This window comes from Pseudomonas sp. LBUM1659, assembly GCF_059716045.1.
The window spans coordinates 4,074,307-4,092,867 of sequence record NZ_CP166797.1; the positions used below are offsets into that span (position 1 = coordinate 4,074,307).

Sequence of the window (18,561 nt, forward strand, 5' to 3'; positions counted from 1 at the left end):
CCGCTGAACCTGTTTGAGACGCCCGGCCGCGCCGGGCGTTTTTATTCCTGTCTAAAAAGTAGTTTTTTTCAATAGGTTACACATGAATCCTGACATTCCTCTTCAACTTCTGGGCGGCATCACGGCGCGCGAATTCCTGCGCGACTACTGGCAAAAAAAACCGCTGCTGATCCGCCAGGCGATTCCTGATTTCGAAAGCCCGATTGACGCCGACGAACTGGCCGGCCTGGCGCTGGAAGAAGAAGTCGAATCGCGCCTGGTGATCGAGAACGGCGAGCGCCCATGGGAATTGCGCCGCGGCCCATTCGCCGAAGACGAATTCAGCAAATTGCCGGAACGCGACTGGACCCTGCTGGTTCAAGCGGTCGATCAGTTTGTGCCGGAAGTCAGCGAACTGCTGGAAAACTTCCGCTTTCTGCCGAGCTGGCGCGTTGACGACGTGATGATCAGCTTCGCCGCCCCGGGTGGCAGCGTCGGTCCGCACTTCGACAACTATGACGTGTTCCTGCTGCAAGGCCACGGCAAGCGCAACTGGAAAATCGGCCAGATGTGCGACTCCGAAAGCGCCCTGCTGCCACACGCCGACCTGCGCATCCTCGCGGACTTCGAAGCCACCGATGAGTGGGTTCTGGAACCGGGCGACATGCTGTACCTGCCACCGCGCCTGGCCCACTGCGGCGTCGCAGTCGATGATTGCATGACGTACTCGGTTGGTTTCCGTGCGCCGAGCGCCGCTGAAGTGCTGACCCACTTCACCGACTTCCTCAGCCAGTTCCTGACGGACGAAGAGCGTTACACCGACGCCGACGCCCTGCCTGCGGTTGATCCGCACCAGATCCAGCACGACGCCCTTGATCGCCTCAAAAGCCTGTTGGCCGAGCACATGAGCGATGAGCGTCTGCTGCTGACCTGGTTTGGCCAGTTCATGACCGAGCCGCGCTACCCGGAACTCGTGGCAGGTCCGGAAGAAATCGAGGAAGACGACCTGCTCGCCAGCCTGGAACAAGGCGCGGTCTTGATCCGCAACCCAAGCGCCCGCCTCGCCTGGTCCGAAGTCGATGACGACCTGCTGCTGTTCGCCAGCGGCCAGAGCCGCTACCTGCCAGGCAAGCTGCGCGAACTGCTGAAAATGATCTGCGCCGCTGACGCGCTGCACGTCGACAACCTGGGCGAGTGGCTGAGCGACGAAGACGGCCGAGGCCTGATCTGCGAATTGATCAAGCAAGGAAGCCTGGGGTTTGCCGATGAGTAAAATTCACGTACGTGTAGCAGACTGGCAGAAGGATATCGCCGAGATCCGGCGCATTCGTGAGACGGTGTTCATCGCCGAGCAATCCGTTCCACCTGAGCTGGAATGGGATGCCGATGACGCCACCGCGGTGCATTTCCTGGCCTTCGAAGGCGACTTTCCGATTGGCACCGCTCGCTTGCTGCCGGACGGCCACATTGGCCGGGTATCGGTACTCAAGGACTGGCGTGGTCTGAAGGTCGGTGATGCACTGATGAATGCAGTAATTGGTGAATCCGAGAAGCGCGGGCTGAAGCAGCAGATGCTGAGTGCGCAAGTGCAAGCCACGGCGTTCTATGAGCGCCTGGGTTTTCAAATTCTCAGCGAGGAATTCCTGGAAGCCGGGATTCCGCATGTGGACATGGTGCGTCACTCGGCTTGACACCGAGGTGCTGCCTTCGCGGGCAAGCCCGACTCCTACAGTGATCGCGCTGAACCTGTAGGAGCCGGGCTTGCCCGCGATAGCAATTTCAAGAACACCACAAAACGCCCCGCCATTTTCGGATGCCGGGGCGTTTTGCTGTCTACGATTCAACTTGCACCACGCCGGGCCGACAAACTGGCACTATCAAGGCATTAGAAGTCGGAGATAACGGATATGTCCCTACGCACCCTGCTCACCACCCTGCTGCTGACCTGCAGTTTTTCAGCCATGGCCGCCACCGAAATCGTGCCCCTGAACTTCCGTACCAGCGCCGACATGCTGCCCGTGGCGCAGGATTTCATTGGCAACGAAGGCCAGGTCAGCGCGTATGGCAATCAGCTGATTGTTAACGCGGATCAACGCAAGATCGACGAACTTAAAGCCCTGATCAGCCAACTCGATGTCGCCGCCAAACGCCTGCTGATCACCGTCGACACCAGTAACAACAACTACCAGGACAATCAGGGTTACTCGGTAAACGGCGCCAAGCCGAACCAGACCCGAATCATCCATCGCAGCACCGCCAGCCGTGACGGCGGAGTCCAGCAGGTGCAGGCCAGCGAAGGCACACCTGCACTGATTCAGGTCGGCCAGAGCGTTCCGCTCACGAGCGCGCAGACCGATTCTTACGGTGATTTGCGCAGCCAGACCGAATACCGCAACGTCACTCAAGGCTTCTACGTCACCGCCAGCGTCACGGGTGAAATCGTTCACGTGGCGATTAGCACCAACCGTGACCGCATGAGCCAGGAACGTCCCGATGTAGTGAACGTGCAAAGCACCGACACAACTGTCACAGGTCGCCTCGGCGAATGGATTACGCTGGCCGGCGTCAACCACCAGAACCTGGCCGACAAACAGGCCAGGACTCGCAGCTATGCGACTCAGGGCCGGGATGACATGACCTTGCGGGTGAAAGTCGATACTTTGGACTAAAGCACCGGGAACTGACTGATTAGTCGTATTAGACCAAAGATGTAGTGCCTGAAAAAAAGCACTACAAAACGTTTGACGATCGAAAAAAGCAAAGGCATGATGGCCTCGCTCCCGCTAATCAGGGGCCCTGGCAAGGGCCTTCGAGGCGATGCTCGCACCTATCTCGCGAGCCGCTTCGTGTCTGTACCGCCCACAAGGTGTGTTTGACGAGGTTGCCGACTGGAACGAAGTTGTCCCGAGGGACGGAAGCGTAATTAGGTAACCCGGCACTGCACTGAAGTTCGCACCAAGGCCCACGATGCCCGAATGCGCCCGCCAGTTTGCCCTTACCTGCTCACTTCCCCTCGAGCCCATCGTTCATCCCGTCGCTACCCCGCCGAATCTGACTTGACCACCCAAGCTTCTGGTCAGCGAGCGCATGAATTTTCCACCGCAGAACAACTTTCCGTAAAAGACGCGACGAGGTTTATCTCCATGGCACTGACACGCGAACAGCAAATTGCAGCCCTCGAAAAAGATTGGGCTGAAAACCCACGCTGGAAAGGCGTGACACGCGCTTACTCCGCTGCTGACGTCGTCCGCCTGCGTGGCTCGGTTCAACCTGAGCACACCTTTGCAAAACTGGGCGCCGAGAAGCTGTGGAACCTGGTCACCCAGGGCGCCAAGCCTTCCTTCCGTCCCGAGAAAGATTTCGTCAACTGCATGGGCGCCCTGACCGGCGGCCAGGCTGTACAGCAAGTTAAAGCCGGTATCCAGGCGATCTACCTGTCGGGCTGGCAAGTGGCTGCGGACAACAACTCCGCCGAATCGATGTACCCGGACCAGTCGCTGTACCCGGTGGACTCCGTTCCAACTGTGGTCAAGCGCATCAACAACTCGTTCCGTCGTGCTGACCAGATCCAGTGGAAAGCCGGCAAAGGCCCGGGCGACGAAGGCTACATCGACTACTTCGCTCCAATCGTGGCTGACGCTGAAGCCGGTTTCGGCGGCGTACTGAACGCTTACGAGCTGATGAAGAGCATGATCGAAGCAGGCGCCGCCGGCGTTCACTTCGAAGACCAACTGGCTTCCGTAAAGAAATGCGGCCACATGGGCGGCAAGGTACTGGTTCCTACCCAGGAAGCTGTACAGAAGCTGACCGCTGCCCGTCTGGCGGCTGACGTTGCCGGTACTCCGACCATCATCCTGGCCCGTACCGACGCTAACGCAGCTGACCTGCTGACGTCCGACTGCGACCCGTACGACCAGCCATTCGTGACTGGCGAACGTACCCAGGAAGGCTTCTACAAAGTGCGCGCCGGTCTGGACCAGGCCATCGCTCGCGGCCTGGCTTACGCTCCGTACGCCGACCTGATCTGGTGCGAAACCGCCAAGCCGGATCTGGACGAGGCTCGTCGCTTCGCTGAAGCGATCAAAAAGGAATACCCGGACCAACTGCTGTCGTACAACTGCTCGCCTTCCTTCAACTGGAAGAAAAACCTGGACGACGCGACCATCGCCAAGTTCCAGCGCGAACTGTCCGCCATGGGTTACAAGCACCAGTTCATCACCCTGGCCGGCATTCACAACATGTGGCACAGCATGTTCAACCTGGCGCACGACTACGCCCGCAACGACATGACTGCCTACGTGAAGTTGCAAGAGCAAGAGTTCGCTGACGCTTCGAAGGGCTACACCTTCGTGGCTCACCAGCAGGAAGTGGGCACCGGCTACTTCGACGACATGACCACTGTAATTCAAGGTGGCTCGTCTTCGGTAACCGCACTGACCGGTTCGACTGAAGAAGAACAGTTCCACTGATCTGCTTCGCCTGAACGATCGGCCGCTGCGGACCGGATAGACAGCTAATCGCAGCGCCGCACATCTGACGCCCCGACTGGTTCGGGGCGTTTTTTTGCCTGCGATTTAATGAACACCGTTGAATCCCTGTAGGAGCCGAGCTTGCTCGCGATGGCGTCGTGCCAGTCAGTCATTTTCTTAATGATGCACCGCTATCGCGAGCAAGCTCGGCTCCTACAGGGGTCCGTTGTGAGGCCGGCAAAAACATTGATCCAGCGCGGTATCGGTGTCAGAAAAATCCGCTAAAACAGGCGCGGTCGCTATTTGCTGTAACGCGCATATATCGCAACTTCCCGGCCGTTGCCCGGATAAACAGTTTAAAAACCACTACAAACAATATTGATTATCATTCAGGCGCAACTATGTTCGTTACATTCCCGACAAAACAATATTGATGAAAAGCCGGCTAATGCCCGCGATGCATGGGCTGCGGGGCTTTGAAGGTGCGCTATGTCCTTATTCCTATAAATAATTTCGCTATAGGAATTTTACTTGCTGGGTGTTTAGCCATAAAATCAGCGGGATTGATTGCTGCGACATATCGTCACTGCGTTGTTACTTTTTCAAGCTCAGAGACCTTTGCTCTCTGTTAAGGATTACCAGCATGCCCGAAGCGACAGGACTCATGGCCCACAACTGGGGCTTTGCCATTTTCCTTCTGGGCGTCGTCGGCCTTTGCGCCTTCATGCTCGGCGTCTCCAGCCTCCTCGGGTCAAAAGCCTGGGGCCGCAGCAAAAACGAACCGTTCGAATCCGGCATGCTGCCTACAGGTGGCGCCCGATTGCGGCTCTCAGCCAAATTCTATCTGGTCGCGATGCTCTTCGTGATCTTCGATATCGAAGCCCTTTTTCTCTTTGCATGGTCTGTGTCCGTCCGCGAAAGCGGCTGGACCGGATTCGTCGAAGCTCTCGTTTTCATAGCAATTCTGTTGGCAGGCCTTGTCTACCTATTCCGAGTGGGCGCCCTTGACTGGGCTCCGGAAGCTCGTCGTAAGCGACAGGCGAAGCTGAAACAATGAGGCTTTGGCAATGCAATACAATCTCACCAGGATCGACCCCGATGCTCCTAACGAGCAGTATCCGATTGGCGAACGGGAAACCGTTTCCGATCCGTTAGAAGATCAAGTTCACAAAAACATTTTCATGGGCAAGCTCGAAGACGTGCTTAACGGCACGATCAACTGGGGGCGCAAGAACTCCCTGTGGCCGTATAACTTCGGTCTTTCGTGCTGCTACGTGGAAATGACCACCGCCTTCACGGCGCCCCACGACATCGCGCGCTTTGGCGCCGAGGTTATCCGGGCATCGCCGCGTCAGGCGGATTTCATGGTTATCGCCGGTACCTGCTTCATCAAGATGGCGCCGATCATTCAGCGTCTCTACGAGCAAATGCTCGAACCTAAGTGGGTTATCTCCATGGGTTCGTGCGCCAACTCCGGTGGCATGTACGACATCTACTCTGTCGTTCAAGGGGTGGACAAGTTCCTGCCCGTGGACGTCTACGTGCCTGGCTGCCCGCCCCGTCCAGAAGCTTTTCTGCAAGGCTTGATGCTCTTGCAAGAGTCGATTGGCCAGGAGCGTCGTCCACTTTCCTGGGTCGTTGGTGATCAAGGCGTGTACCGCGCCGAGATGCCTTCCGAGAAGGAAAAGCGCCGCGAACAGCGAATCGCAGTCACCAACCTGCGCAGCCCCGACGAAGTCTGATCCAGACCTGCTTCTTTTATAGAACGAGAACCTGGCTTCATTCTTTACGTTGACCCAAAGCGATAAATAACCATGACTACAGGCAGTGCTCTGTACATCCCGCCTTACAAGGCAGACGACCAGGATGTGGTCGTCGAACTGAACAACCGTTTTGGCCCCGAGGCGTTCACCGCCCAGCCAACCCGCACCGGCATGCCGGTGCTTTGGGTTGCGCGTGCCAAACTCGTCGAAGTCCTGACCTTCCTGCGTAACCTGCCCAAGCCGTACGTCATGCTCTATGACCTGCACGGCGTGGACGAGCGTCTGCGCACCAAGCGTCAAGGGCTGCCAAGCGGCGCCGACTTCACTGTGTTCTATCACTTGATGTCGATCGAACGTAATAGTGACGTGATGATCAAGGTCGCCTTGTCCGAGAGCGACCTCAACGTGCCGACCGTGACCGGTCTGTGGCCGAACGCCAACTGGTACGAGCGTGAAGTGTGGGACATGTACGGCATCAACTTTGCCGGTCACCCGCACCTGACCCGCATCATGATGCCGCCGACCTGGGAAGGTCACCCGCTGCGCAAGGACTTCCCGGCCCGTGCCACCGAGTTCGACCCGTTCACCCTGAACCTGGCCAAGCAACAGCTTGAGGAAGAAGCCGCGCGCTTCAAGCCTGAAGACTGGGGCATGAAGCGTTCCGGTGCGAACGAGGACTACATGTTCCTCAACCTGGGTCCTAACCACCCTTCCGCGCACGGTGCGTTCCGCATCATCCTGCAGTTGGACGGTGAAGAGATCGTCGATTGCGTACCGGACGTTGGCTACCACCACCGTGGTGCCGAGAAGATGGCCGAGCGTCAGTCCTGGCACAGCTTCATCCCGTACACCGACCGTATCGACTACCTCGGCGGCGTGATGAACAACCTGCCGTACGTGCTCTCGGTCGAGAAGCTGGCCGGCATCAAGGTGCCTGAGAAGGTCGACGTCATCCGCATCATGATGGCCGAGTTCTTCCGGATCACCAGCCACCTGCTGTTCCTGGGGACTTACATCCAGGACGTGGGCGCCATGACCCCGGTGTTCTTCACGTTCACCGACCGTCAGAAGGCGTATACGGTGATCGAAGCCATTACCGGTTTCCGTCTGCACCCGGCCTGGTACCGCATCGGTGGCGTCGCCCACGACCTGCCGCGCGGCTGGGAAAAACTGGTGAAAGACTTCGTCGAGTGGATGCCAAAGCGTCTGGACGAATACCAGAAAGCCGCGCTGGACAACAGCATCCTTAAAGGCCGGACCATCGGCGTCGCCGCCTACAACACCAAAGAGGCCCTGGAATGGGGCGTCACCGGTGCCGGCCTGCGTTCGACCGGTTGCGACTTCGACCTGCGCAAGGCTCGTCCATACTCCGGTTACGAAAACTTCGAATTCGAAGTGCCACTGGCCGCCAATGGTGATGCCTACGATCGCTGCATCGTGCGCGTCGAAGAAATGCGCCAGAGCATCAAGATCATCGATCAGTGCATGCGCAACATGCCGGAAGGCCCGTACAAGGCGGATCACCCGCTGACCACGCCGCCGCCGAAAGAGCGCACCCTGCAACACATCGAGACCCTGATCACACACTTCCTGCAAGTTTCGTGGGGCCCGGTCATGCCGGCCAACGAATCCTTCCAGATGATCGAAGCGACCAAGGGCATCAACAGTTATTACCTGACGAGCGATGGCGGCACCATGAGCTACCGCACCCGGATTCGTACCCCAAGCTTCCCGCACTTGCAGCAGATCCCTTCGGTGATCAAAGGCAGCATGGTCGCGGACTTGATTGCGTACCTGGGTAGTATCGATTTCGTTATGGCCGACGTGGACCGCTAAGCATGAACAGCACGCTTATCCAGACAGACCGTTTCACCTTGAGTGAAACCGAGCGCTCGGCCATCGAGCACGAGTTGCATCACTACGAAGACCCGCGCGCGGCGTCGATCGAAGCCCTGAAGATCGTCCAGAAGGAACGTGGCTGGGTGCCGGATGGCGCTCTGTACGCCATCGGCGAAATCCTCGGCATTCCGGCCAGCGACGTAGAAGGCGTGGCGACGTTCTATAGCCAGATCTTCCGTCAGCCAGTGGGCCGTCACATCATTCGCGTCTGCGACAGCATGGTCTGCTACATCGGTGGTCACGAGTCCGTTGTCAGCGAAATCCAGAGCAATCTGGGCATCGGCCTGGGTCAGACCACCGCCGACGGTCGTTTCACCCTGCTGCCGGTCTGCTGCCTCGGCAACTGTGACAAGGCGCCGGCGTTGATGATCGACGACGACACTTTCGGTGATGTGCAGCCTGCCGGCGTTGCCAAATTGCTCGAGGGCTACGTATGACCCTGACTTCCTTCGGCCCTGCCAACCGCATCAAGCGGTCGGCCGAGACTCACCCGCTTACCTGGCGTCTGCGTGACGACGGCGAAGCTGTGTGGCTCGACGAATACCAAGCCAAGAACGGTTACGCCGCTGCGCGCAAAGCCTTCGCCGACATGGCTCAGGACGACATCGTCCAGACCGTGAAAGACTCCGGCCTTAAGGGTCGCGGCGGTGCAGGCTTCCCCACTGGCGTTAAGTGGGGCCTGATGCCCAAAGACGAATCCATCAACATCCGCTACCTGCTGTGCAACGCGGACGAGATGGAACCGAACACCTGGAAAGACCGCATGCTGATGGAGCAACTGCCCCATCTGCTGATCGAAGGCATGCTGATCAGTGCTCGCGCGCTGAAAACCTACCGTGGCTACATCTTCCTGCGTGGCGAATACACCACCGCCGCCAAGCACCTGAACCGTGCCGTGGAAGAAGCCAAGGCAGCGGGCCTGCTGGGTAAAAACATTCTGGGCAGCGGCTTCGATTTCGAGCTGTTCGTCCACACCGGCGCCGGGCGTTACATCTGCGGTGAAGAAACTGCACTGATCAACTCCCTCGAAGGCCGCCGTGCCAACCCGCGCTCCAAGCCGCCCTTCCCTGCCGCCGTTGGCGTGTGGGGCAAGCCGACCTGCGTGAACAACGTTGAAACCCTGTGCAACGTGCCGGCGATCATTGCCGACGGCGTGGACTGGTACAAATCGTTGGCTCGCGAAGGCAGTGAAGACATGGGCACCAAGCTCATGGGCTTCTCCGGCAAGGTCAAGAACCCTGGGCTGTGGGAACTGCCATTTGGCGTTACCGGCCGTGAGCTGTTCGAAGACTACGCCGGCGGCATGCGCGACGGTTACAAGCTCAAGTGCTGGCAGCCTGGCGGCGCCGGTACCGGTTTCCTGTTGCCGGAACACCTCGACGCACAAATGTATGCCGGCGGCATCGCCAAGGTTGGCACCCGTATGGGTACTGGCCTGGCCATGGCGGTCGACGACAGCGTCAACATGGTGTCCCTGCTGCGCAACATGGAAGAGTTCTTCTCCCGTGAGTCGTGCGGTTTCTGCACCCCGTGCCGTGACGGTTTGCCGTGGAGCGTCAAGCTCCTGCGCGCAATTGAAAACGGTGAAGGGCAAGCCGGCGATATCGAGACCCTATTGGGTCTGGTCGGTTTCCTCGGCCCAGGCAAGACCTTCTGTGCTCACGCACCGGGCGCCGTGGAGCCGTTGGGCAGCGCAATCAAATACTTCCGTCCAGAGTTTGAAGCCGGCATCGCGCCTACCAGCGCCGTCGTCCCGCCTCTGGCAAGGCCGATCGTAGTCGGCGCGTAAACGCTTAAAGAAGGCGAAGGGTCCGTGCCCTTCGCCTTCGCGTGTGATGACGCCTTTAACGGCTGTGTTGATTCACGCGAATAACAAGATTCCATTAGCCACGCCCGCTGACACCGGGCCAACGAAGAACTTTGAACCATGGCCACTATCCACGTAGACGGCAAAGAGCTCGAAGTCGATGGGGCAGACAACCTGTTACAGGCATGTCTGTCGCTAGGCCTCGATATCCCGTATTTTTGCTGGCACCCAGCCCTTGGCAGCGTTGGCGCTTGCCGCCAGTGCGCGGTCAAGCAGTACACCGACGAGAACGACAAGCGTGGTCGGATCGTCATGTCGTGCATGACCCCCGCCACCGACGGCAGCTGGATCTCCATTGACGACGAAGAAGCGAAAGTGTTTCGCGCCAGCGTCGTTGAATGGCTGATGACCAACCACCCTCACGACTGCCCGGTCTGTGAAGAAGGCGGTCACTGCCACCTGCAAGACATGACGGTGATGACCGGCCACAACGAGCGCCGTTATCGCTTCACCAAGCGTACTCACCAGAACCAGGATCTCGGCCCGTTCATCGGTCACGAAATGAACCGCTGCATCGCTTGCTACCGCTGCGTACGCTTCTATAAGGACTACGCCGGCGGCACCGACCTCGGTGTGTTCGGCGCCCACGACAACGTGTACTTCGGTCGCGTTGAAGACGGCACCCTGGAAAGCGAGTTCTCCGGCAACCTCACCGAGGTCTGCCCGACCGGTGTGTTCACCGACAAGACTCACTCCGAGCGCTACAACCGTAAGTGGGACATGCAGTTCTCGCCGAGCATCTGCCATGGCTGCTCCAGCGGTTGCAACATCTCCCCGGGCGAGCGCTACGGTGAACTGCGTCGTATCGAAAACCGTTTCAACGGTTCGGTAAACCAGTACTTCCTGTGCGACCGTGGCCGTTTCGGCTATGGCTACGTCAACCGCGAAGACCGTCCGCGTCAGCCTTTGCTTGCCAACGGCACCAAGCTGAGCCTCGACGAAGCGCTGGACAAAGCCGCTGACCTGCTGCGCGGTCGCAACATCGTCGGTATCGGTTCGCCGCGTGCCAGCCTCGAAAGCAACTACGCGTTGCGCGAACTGGTGGGCGCCGAGCACTTCTACTCCGGTATCGAAGCCGCTGAGCTGGAGCGCATTCGCCTGGTCATGCAGGTGCTGAAAGACAGCCCGTTGCCGATCCCGAACATGCGCGACATCGAAGACCACGACGCGATCTTCGTCCTCGGTGAAGACCTGACCCAGACCGCCGCCCGCATGGCCCTGTCCCTGCGTCAATCGGTCAAAGGCAAAGCTGAAGACATGGCCGACGCCATGCGCGTTCAGCCTTGGCTCGACGCCGCTGTGAAGAACATCGGTCAGCACGCGCTGAACCCGCTGTTCATCGCCAGCCTGGCTGAAACCAAGCTCGACGACGTCGCCGAAGAATGCGTTCACGCTGCGCCAGACGACCTGGCCCGCATCGGCTTCGCCGTGGCTCACGCCCTCGACGCCAGCGCCCCAGCGGTTGAAGGCCTGGATGCTGAAGCCCTCGAACTGGCCAAGCGCATTGCTGATGCCCTGCTCGCGGCCAAGCGCCCATTGATCATTGCCGGCACCTCGTTGGGTTCCAAGGCGTTGATCGAAGCGGCTGCAAACATCGCCAAAGCCCTGAAGCTGCGCGAGAAGAACGGTTCCATCAGCCTGATCGTGCCTGAGGCCAACAGCCTCGGCCTGGCCATGCTCGGTGGTGACTCGGTCGACGCCGCGCTGCAAGCGGTGATCGACGGCCGTGCCGACGCCATCGTCGTGCTGGAAAACGATCTGTACACCCGCACCGACAAAGCCAAGGTTGATGCCGCCCTGAGCGCCGCGAAAGTGGTGATCGTTGCCGACCATCAAAAAACCGCCACCAGCGATCGCGCGCACCTGGTTCTGCCAGCCGCCAGCTTCGCTGAAGGCGACGGTACGCTGGTCAGCCAGGAAGGTCGCGCCCAGCGTTTCTTCCAGGTCTTTGATCCGAAATACATGGACGCGAGCATCCTGGTTCACGAAGGCTGGCGCTGGCTGCATGCGCTGCGCGCGACCCTGCTGAACCAGCCGATCGACTGGACCCAGCTGGATCACGTCACCGCTGCCGTCGCTTCGAGCACGCCGCAACTGGCGCGTATCGTTGATGCCGCACCGTCCGCCTCGTTCCGCATCAAGGGCATGAAACTGGCCCGCGAACCGCTGCGTTACTCCGGTCGTACCGCCATGCGCGCCGACATCAACGTGCACGAACCGCGTACTCCGCAAGACAACGACACCGCGTTCAACTTCTCGATGGAAGGTTACTCAGGCTCGGTCGAACCGCGTCAGCAAGTACCGTTCGCCTGGTCTCCGGGCTGGAACTCGCCGCAAGCCTGGAACAAGTTCCAGGACGAAGTCGGTGGTCACATCCGCGCTGGCGACCCGGGCACCCGCCTGATCGAAAGCACCGGTGATTCGCTGAACTGGTTCGCCGCTGTTCCGCGTGCGTTCAACCCGGCTCCGGGCACCTGGCAGGTTGTGCCGTTCTTCCACCTGCTCGGCAGCGAAGAGAACTCTTCGAAAGCCGCGCCGGTTCAGGAACGCATCCCGGCCGCTTACGTCGCTTTGGCCAAATCCGAAGCTGATCGTCTGGGTGTCAATGACGGCGCCATGCTCAGCTTGACGGTGGCTGGCCAGACCCTGCGTCTGCCGCTGCGTATCAATGAAGAGCTGGGTGCCGGTCTGGTTGCATTGCCTGCGGGCATCGCCGGAATTCCGCCAGCGATCTTTGGCAAATCCGTTGACGGTCTGCAGGAGGCAGCGCAATGACTTGGTTCACTCCTGAAGTGATCGACGTAATCATCTCGGTCATCCAGGCCATCGTGATTCTGCTCGCCGTGGTGGTGTGCGGCGCGTTGCTCAGCTGGGTCGAGCGTCGTTTGCTCGCCCTCTGGCAGGACCGTTACGGTCCGAACCGCGTCGGCCCGTTCGGCGCGTTCCAGATCGCCGCCGACATGATCAAGATGTTCTTCAAGGAAGACTGGACCCCGCCGTTCGCCGACAAGATGATCTTCACCTTGGCACCGGTCGTGGCCATGAGCGCCCTGCTGATTGCCTTTGCGATCATCCCGATCACCCCGACCTGGGGCGTGGCGGATCTGAACATCGGCATCCTGTTCTTCTTCGCCATGGCCGGTCTGTCGGTCTACGCGGTGTTGTTCGCCGGTTGGTCGAGTAACAACAAGTTCGCCCTGTTGGGCAGCTTGCGGGCCTCGGCGCAAACTGTGTCGTACGAAGTGTTCATGGGCCTGTCGTTGATGGGTATCGTGATCCAGGTCGGCTCGTTCAACATGCGCGACATCGTTGATTACCAGGCCCAGAACCTGTGGTTCATCATTCCGCAGATCTTCGGTTTCCTGACCTTCTTCATCGCTGGCGTCGCCGTGACTCACCGTCACCCGTTCGACCAGCCGGAAGCGGAACAGGAACTGGCCGACGGTTACCACATTGAATACGCCGGCATGAAATGGGGCATGTTCTTCGTCGGCGAGTACATCGGCATCGTGCTGATTTCGGCGCTGCTGGTGACCTTGTTCTTCGGTGGCTGGCACGGTCCGTTCGGCATTCTGCCGCAGATCCCGTTCATCTGGTTCGCGCTCAAAACCGCGTTCTTCATCATGATCTTCATCCTGTTGCGCGCCTCGATTCCGCGCCCACGGTATGACCAAGTGATGGATTTCAGCTGGAAGTTCTGCCTGCCGCTGACCCTCGTCAACATGCTGGTGACCGCTGCGATCGTGTTGCTCAACACGCCCGCCGTCGCGGCTCAGTGAGGATAGAGAATCATGAAGTACATATTTGACATCGTGCATGGCTTCTTCACCCAGCTTCGCAGCCTGGTGATGATTTTCGGCCACGCCTTCCGCAAGCGCGACACGCTGCAGTACCCGGAAGAAGCCGTGTACCTGCCGCCGCGCTACCGTGGCCGTATCGTCCTGACCCGCGACCCTGATGGCGAAGAGCGTTGTGTAGCTTGCAACCTGTGCGCAGTGGCGTGCCCGGTTGGCTGCATCTCGCTGCAGAAAGCTGAAACCGAAGACGGTCGCTGGTACCCGGACTTCTTCCGCATCAACTTTTCGCGCTGCATTTTCTGCGGCCTCTGCGAGGAAGCCTGCCCGACCACCGCGATCCAGCTGACCCCGGATTTCGAGATGGCCGAGTTCAAACGTCAGGACCTGGTTTACGAGAAAGAAGATCTGCTGATCTCCGGCCCCGGCAAAAACCCTGATTACAACTTCTATCGTGTTGCAGGTATGGCGATTGCCGGGAAGCCGAAAGGCTCCGCGCAAAACGAAGCCCAGCCGATCAACGTGAAGAGCTTGCTGCCTTAAGGAAGAAAGATGGAATTCGCTTTCTATTTCGCATCGGGTATCGCTGTGGTGTCCACGCTTCGCGTGATCACCAACACCAACCCTGTGCACGCCCTGCTCTACCTGATCATTTCGCTGATCGCCGTGGCCATGACGTTCTTCGCCCTCGGCGCACCGTTTGCCGGTGTCCTGGAAGTGATCGCCTACGCTGGCGCCATCATGGTGCTATTCGTGTTCGTGGTGATGATGCTGAACCTGGGCCCGGCCTCGGTTCAGCAAGAGCGCGTCTGGCTCAAGCCCGGCATCTGGCTCGGCCCGGTGATTCTCGGCGCATTGCTGCTGGGTGAACTGCTGTATGTGCTGTTCAGCCATTCCAGCGGTCAGGCTGTCGGCCACACCACCGTAGACGCCAAGGCCGTGGGCATCAGCCTGTTCGGTCCGTATCTGCTGGTGGTCGAACTCGCCTCGATGTTGCTGCTTGCTGCAGCCGTCACGGCGTTCCACTTGGGCCGCAACGAAGCCAAGGAGCAATGACGATGCCTGCTATCCCTATGGAGCATGGTCTGGCGGTCGCCGGCATCCTGTTCTGCCTCGGTCTGGTCGGCCTGATGGTCCGCCGCAACATTCTCTTCGTGCTGATGAGCCTGGAGGTCATGATGAATGCCTCCGCACTGGCGTTCATCGTTGCCGGTAGCCGCTGGGCGCAGCCGGATGGACAGATCATGTTCATCCTGGTGATCAGCCTGGCAGCCGCCGAGGCCAGTATTGGCCTGGCGATTCTGTTGCAGCTATATCGCCGCTTCCACACTCTCGATATCGACGCTGCCAGCGAGATGCGCGGATGAATCTTCTCTATCTGACTTTCGTATTCCCTCTCATAGGTTTCCTGCTGCTGGCGTTCTCACGCGGCCGTTTTTCGGAAAACCTGTCGGCGCTGATCGGCGTCGGTTCCATCGGCCTGTCGGCCATCGTCACTGCTTATGTGATCTGGCAGTTCAACGTTGCGCCACCTGAAGGCGGTCACTACACGCAAGTGTTGTGGCAGTGGATGGCGGTGGAAGGCTTTACGCCGAACTTCGCGTTGTATCTGGATGGTCTGTCCCTGACCATGCTCGGTGTGGTGGTCGGCGTCGGCTTCCTGATCCACCTGTTCGCGTCCTGGTACATGCGCGGTGAAGCCGGTTACTCGCGCTTCTTCGCCTACACCAACCTGTTTATCGCCAGCATGCTGTTCCTGGTCCTGGGCGATAACCTGTTGTTCCTGTACTTCGGCTGGGAAGGCGTGGGCCTGTGCTCTTACCTGTTGATCGGTTTCTACTACAGCAACCGCAACAACGGTAACGCGGCACTCAAGGCATTCATCGTGACCCGTATCGGCGACGTGTTCATGGCCATCGGCCTGTTCATCCTGTTCGCCCAACTGGGCACGCTGAACGTCCAGGAACTGCTGGTGCTGGCACCGCAGAAATTCCAGGCCGGCGACTTCTGGATGGTCATGGCCACCCTGATGCTGCTGGGCGGCGCTGTCGGTAAATCCGCGCAACTGCCACTGCAAACCTGGCTGGCGGATGCGATGGCCGGTCCTACCCCGGTTTCGGCACTGATCCACGCTGCGACCATGGTGACCGCTGGCGTTTACCTGATCGCCCGTACCCACGGCCTCTTTGCGTTGGCCCCGGACATCCTGCACCTCGTCGGCATCGTCGGCGGCGTGACCCTGGTACTCGCCGGTTTTGCCGCACTGGTTCAAACCGACATCAAACGTATCCTCGCCTACTCGACCATGAGCCAGATCGGCTATATGTTCCTGGCCCTGGGCGTTGGTGCCTGGGACGGCGCGATCTTCCACCTGATGACCCACGCCTTCTTCAAGGCGCTGCTGTTCCTTGCCTCCGGTGCGGTGATCGTTGCCTGCCACCACGAGCAGAACATCTTCAAGATGGGCGGTCTGTGGAAGAAGCTGCCGCTGGCTTACACCAGCTTCATCGTCGGCGGTGCGGCACTGTCTGCCCTGCCACTGGTAACCGCCGGTTTCTACTCCAAGGACGAAATCCTCTGGGAAGCGTTCGCCAGCGGCAACCACGGTCTGCTGTACGCAGGTCTGGTCGGCGCGTTCATGACTTCGCTGTACACCTTCCGCCTGATCTTCATCGCGTTCCACGGTGAAGCGAAGACCGAAGCGCACGCCGGTCACGGCATCGCTCACTGGCTGCCGCTGTCGGTGCTGATCGTGCTGTCGACCTTCGTCGGCGCCATGATCGTTCCGCCGCTGCACGGTGTGTTGCCGGAAAGCGTCGGCCATGCCGGCGGCGAAGCCAAGCACAGTCTGGAAATCGCTTCGGGCGCCATCGCCCTGGCCGGTATCCTGCTGGCCGCGCTGCTGTTCCTCGGCAAGCGTCGTTTCGTCACTGCAATCGCCAACAGCGGCATCGGCCGCTTCCTTTCGGCCTGGTGGTTCGCTGCCTGGGGCTTCGACTGGATCTACGACAAACTGTTCGTCAAGCCATACCTTGCGATCAGCCACGTACTGCGCAGAGACCCGCTCGACCAGACCATCGGTCTGATCCCGCGTATGGCCAAAGGCGGCCACACCGCCCTGAGCCGTACCGAAACCGGTCAACTGCGTTGGTACGCGGCATCGATGGCAGCCGGCTCCGTGCTGGTCATCGGCGCCATCGTGCTGGTAGCGGTCTGAATATGAACCTTGCGAACTTGCGAAAGGAATTGAGCCCGTCATGATTCTGCCTTGGCTAATCCTGATCCCCTTCATCGGCGGCCTGCTGTGCTGGATGGGTGAGCGCTTCGGCGCCACCCTCCCCCGCTGGATTGCGCTGATCACCATGTCCCTGTTGCTCTCCCTCGGCCTTTGGCTGTGGGCCAACGGTGACTATTCATTTGCCCCGGCGCCTGGCGCCGATCCGACCTGGGCGCTTGAGTTCAAGCACATCTGGATCGAGCGCTTTGGCATCAGCGTGCACCTGGCCCTCGACGGCCTGTCGCTGCTGATGATCATGCTGACCGGTCTGCTGGGCGTGCTCTCGGTCCTCTGCTCGTGGAAAGAAATTCAACGTCACGTTGGCTTCTTCCACCTGAACCTTATGTGGATCCTGGGCGGTGTCGTCGGCGTGTTCCTCGCCCTCGACCTGTTCATGTTCTTCTTCTTCTGGGAAATGATGCTGGTGCCGATGTACTTCCTCATCGCGCTCTGGGGTCACAGTTCTTCGGACGGCAAGAAAACCCGGATCTACGCAGCGACCAAGTTCTTCATCTTCACTCAGGCATCCGGCCTGATCATGTTGGTGGCGATCCTGGGTCTGGTCCTGGTCAACTTCAACGACACCGGCGTGATTACTTTCAACTACGCCGACCTGTTGAAAACCAAGATGTCGATGACCACCGAGTACATCCTGATGCTCGGCTTCTTCATCGCCTTCGCGGTCAAGCTGCCCGTCGTACCGTTCCACTCCTGGTTGCCTGACGCTCACGCCCAGGCGCCAACCGCGGGTTCGGTCGACCTGGCCGGTATCTTGTTGAAGACGGCGGCTTACGGCCTTCTTCGTTTCGCCCTGCCGCTGTTCCCGAATGCCTCGGCCGAGTTCGCGCCGTTCGCCATGACCCTGGGTCTGATCGGGATCTTCTACGGTGCGTTCCTGGCCTTCGCCCAAACCGACATCAAGCGTCTGATCGCCTACTCCTCCGTTTCCCACATGGGCTTCGTGTTGATCGGCATCTACTCCGGCAGCCAACTGGCGCTGCAGGGCGCGGTGATGCAGATGCTGGCACACGGTCTGTCGGCGGCGGCACTCTTTATCCTCAGTGGTCAGTTGTACGAACGCACTCACACCCGCGACATGCGTGAAATGGGTGGTTTGTGGTCGAAGATCGCTTACCTGCCGGCCATCAGCCTGTTCTTCGCAGCCGCGTCGCTGGGCTTGCCGGGTACCGGTAACTTCGTCGGTGAGTTCCTGATCCTGATCGGCACTTTCCCCGCTGCGCCGTGGATCACCGTGATCGCAACGTCCGGCCTGGTGTTCGGTTCGGTCTACTCGCTGATCATGATCCACCGTGCCTACTTCGGCCCGTCCAAGTCGGACGCGGTGATGCATGGCATGGATGGTCGCGAACTGATCATGGTGGTCGGTCTGGCGGCGCTGCTGATTTACATCGGCGTGTACCCGCAACCGTTCCTCGACACCTCTGCCGCAACGATGCATGGCGTGCAGCAGTGGCTCGGCACCGCCTTCACTCAACTCGCTTCGGCCCGGTAA

The 18,561-nt window shown here is 59.6% G+C and carries 16 protein-coding genes; all 16 read left to right on the forward strand.

Annotated features, from left to right (window positions below):
• Window positions 1–82 precede the first annotated feature (82 nt).
• The 16 genes from ACA048_RS18420 to nuoM all read left to right on the forward strand — a co-directional run bounded on the left by ACA048_RS18420 (window position 83) and on the right by nuoM (window position 18,561).
• A complete protein-coding gene (locus ACA048_RS18420) occupies window positions 83–1,252 on the forward strand; it encodes a ribosomal protein uL16 3-hydroxylase (protein WP_497625703.1) in 1,170 nt (389 codons plus the stop codon).
• Window positions 1,245–1,670 (forward strand): GNAT family N-acetyltransferase, encoded by a 426-nt coding sequence (locus tag ACA048_RS18425; RefSeq protein WP_497625704.1) that lies wholly within the window; start codon window positions 1,245–1,247, stop codon window positions 1,668–1,670. The genes ACA048_RS18420 and ACA048_RS18425 overlap by 8 nt, the downstream gene beginning before the upstream one ends.
• A 216-nt stretch (window positions 1,671–1,886) precedes the next feature.
• Window positions 1,887–2,648, forward strand: coding sequence for a secretin N-terminal domain-containing protein (locus ACA048_RS18430; RefSeq protein ID WP_497625705.1), 762 nt, complete (start codon window positions 1,887–1,889; stop codon window positions 2,646–2,648).
• Between the two features lie 474 nt (window positions 2,649–3,122).
• Window positions 3,123–4,448 carry an isocitrate lyase gene (gene aceA, locus ACA048_RS18435; protein WP_007946425.1) on the forward strand — a complete coding sequence of 442 codons (1,326 nt, stop codon included), beginning with the start codon at window positions 3,123–3,125 and terminating at the stop codon, window positions 4,446–4,448.
• A 643-nt stretch (window positions 4,449–5,091) separates the two neighbouring features.
• Window positions 5,092–5,505 (forward strand): NADH-quinone oxidoreductase subunit A, encoded by a 414-nt coding sequence (locus ACA048_RS18440; RefSeq protein ID WP_003223812.1) that lies wholly within the window; start codon window positions 5,092–5,094, stop codon window positions 5,503–5,505.
• 10 nt (window positions 5,506–5,515) lie between these two features.
• Window positions 5,516–6,190, forward strand: coding sequence for a NuoB/complex I 20 kDa subunit family protein (locus tag ACA048_RS18445; RefSeq protein WP_007946424.1), 675 nt, complete (start codon window positions 5,516–5,518; stop codon window positions 6,188–6,190).
• Window positions 6,191–6,262: 72 nt separating this feature from the next.
• Window positions 6,263–8,047, forward strand: a complete 1,785-nt coding sequence (gene nuoC / locus ACA048_RS18450; RefSeq protein ID WP_497625706.1) for an NADH-quinone oxidoreductase subunit C/D — start codon at window positions 6,263–6,265, stop codon at window positions 8,045–8,047.
• Window positions 8,048–8,049: 2 nt separating this feature from the next.
• Window positions 8,050–8,547, forward strand: coding sequence for an NADH-quinone oxidoreductase subunit NuoE (nuoE, locus tag ACA048_RS18455; RefSeq protein WP_007946422.1), 498 nt, complete (start codon window positions 8,050–8,052; stop codon window positions 8,545–8,547).
• Window positions 8,544–9,899, forward strand: coding sequence for an NADH-quinone oxidoreductase subunit NuoF (gene nuoF / locus ACA048_RS18460; protein WP_008068294.1), 1,356 nt, complete (start codon window positions 8,544–8,546; stop codon window positions 9,897–9,899). Before nuoE ends, nuoF begins: the two co-directional genes overlap by 4 nt.
• Window positions 9,900–10,037: 138 nt before the next feature.
• Complete coding sequence (nuoG, locus tag ACA048_RS18465; RefSeq protein WP_497625707.1) at window positions 10,038–12,752, forward strand: NADH-quinone oxidoreductase subunit NuoG; 2,715 nt, start codon at window positions 10,038–10,040, stop codon at window positions 12,750–12,752.
• Window positions 12,749–13,756 (forward strand): NADH-quinone oxidoreductase subunit NuoH, encoded by a 1,008-nt coding sequence (gene nuoH, locus ACA048_RS18470; RefSeq protein ID WP_214377217.1) that lies wholly within the window; start codon window positions 12,749–12,751, stop codon window positions 13,754–13,756. The genes nuoG and nuoH overlap by 4 nt, the downstream gene beginning before the upstream one ends.
• A 12-nt stretch (window positions 13,757–13,768) precedes the next feature.
• Window positions 13,769–14,314: an NADH-quinone oxidoreductase subunit NuoI gene (gene nuoI, locus ACA048_RS18475; RefSeq protein ID WP_007946418.1), complete on the forward strand. Its 546-nt coding sequence runs from the start codon at window positions 13,769–13,771 to the stop codon at window positions 14,312–14,314.
• A gap of 9 nt (window positions 14,315–14,323) precedes the next feature.
• Window positions 14,324–14,827 (forward strand): NADH-quinone oxidoreductase subunit J, encoded by a 504-nt coding sequence (gene nuoJ / locus ACA048_RS18480; RefSeq protein ID WP_489336708.1) that lies wholly within the window; start codon window positions 14,324–14,326, stop codon window positions 14,825–14,827.
• Window positions 14,828–14,829: 2 nt separating this feature from the next.
• The gene (nuoK, locus tag ACA048_RS18485; protein ID WP_007946416.1) at window positions 14,830–15,138 is read left to right on the forward strand and encodes an NADH-quinone oxidoreductase subunit NuoK; all 309 of its coding nucleotides are present in this window, start codon (window positions 14,830–14,832) and stop codon (window positions 15,136–15,138) included.
• Window positions 15,135–16,988, forward strand: a complete 1,854-nt coding sequence (gene nuoL, locus ACA048_RS18490; RefSeq protein ID WP_497625708.1) for an NADH-quinone oxidoreductase subunit L — start codon at window positions 15,135–15,137, stop codon at window positions 16,986–16,988. Before nuoK ends, nuoL begins: the two co-directional genes overlap by 4 nt.
• Before the next feature lie 40 nt (window positions 16,989–17,028).
• Complete coding sequence (gene nuoM / locus ACA048_RS18495; protein WP_497625709.1) at window positions 17,029–18,561, forward strand: NADH-quinone oxidoreductase subunit M; 1,533 nt, start codon at window positions 17,029–17,031, stop codon at window positions 18,559–18,561.

Coding starts and splice junctions, on each gene's coding strand:
- ACA048_RS18420 (WP_497625703.1), top strand. CDS start 83: ATGAATCCTGACATTCCTCTTCAACTTCTGGGCGGCATCACGGCGCGC.
- ACA048_RS18425 (WP_497625704.1), top strand. CDS start 1,245: ATGAGTAAAATTCACGTACGTGTAGCAGACTGGCAGAAGGATATCGCC.
- ACA048_RS18430 (WP_497625705.1), top strand. CDS start 1,887: ATGTCCCTACGCACCCTGCTCACCACCCTGCTGCTGACCTGCAGTTTT.
- aceA (WP_007946425.1), top strand. CDS start 3,123: ATGGCACTGACACGCGAACAGCAAATTGCAGCCCTCGAAAAAGATTGG.
- ACA048_RS18440 (WP_003223812.1), top strand. CDS start 5,092: ATGCCCGAAGCGACAGGACTCATGGCCCACAACTGGGGCTTTGCCATT.
- ACA048_RS18445 (WP_007946424.1), top strand. CDS start 5,516: ATGCAATACAATCTCACCAGGATCGACCCCGATGCTCCTAACGAGCAG.
- nuoC (WP_497625706.1), top strand. CDS start 6,263: ATGACTACAGGCAGTGCTCTGTACATCCCGCCTTACAAGGCAGACGAC.
- nuoE (WP_007946422.1), top strand. CDS start 8,050: ATGAACAGCACGCTTATCCAGACAGACCGTTTCACCTTGAGTGAAACC.
- nuoF (WP_008068294.1), top strand. CDS start 8,544: ATGACCCTGACTTCCTTCGGCCCTGCCAACCGCATCAAGCGGTCGGCC.
- nuoG (WP_497625707.1), top strand. CDS start 10,038: ATGGCCACTATCCACGTAGACGGCAAAGAGCTCGAAGTCGATGGGGCA.
- nuoH (WP_214377217.1), top strand. CDS start 12,749: ATGACTTGGTTCACTCCTGAAGTGATCGACGTAATCATCTCGGTCATC.
- nuoI (WP_007946418.1), top strand. CDS start 13,769: ATGAAGTACATATTTGACATCGTGCATGGCTTCTTCACCCAGCTTCGC.
- nuoJ (WP_489336708.1), top strand. CDS start 14,324: ATGGAATTCGCTTTCTATTTCGCATCGGGTATCGCTGTGGTGTCCACG.
- nuoK (WP_007946416.1), top strand. CDS start 14,830: ATGCCTGCTATCCCTATGGAGCATGGTCTGGCGGTCGCCGGCATCCTG.
- nuoL (WP_497625708.1), top strand. CDS start 15,135: ATGAATCTTCTCTATCTGACTTTCGTATTCCCTCTCATAGGTTTCCTG.
- nuoM (WP_497625709.1), top strand. CDS start 17,029: ATGATTCTGCCTTGGCTAATCCTGATCCCCTTCATCGGCGGCCTGCTG.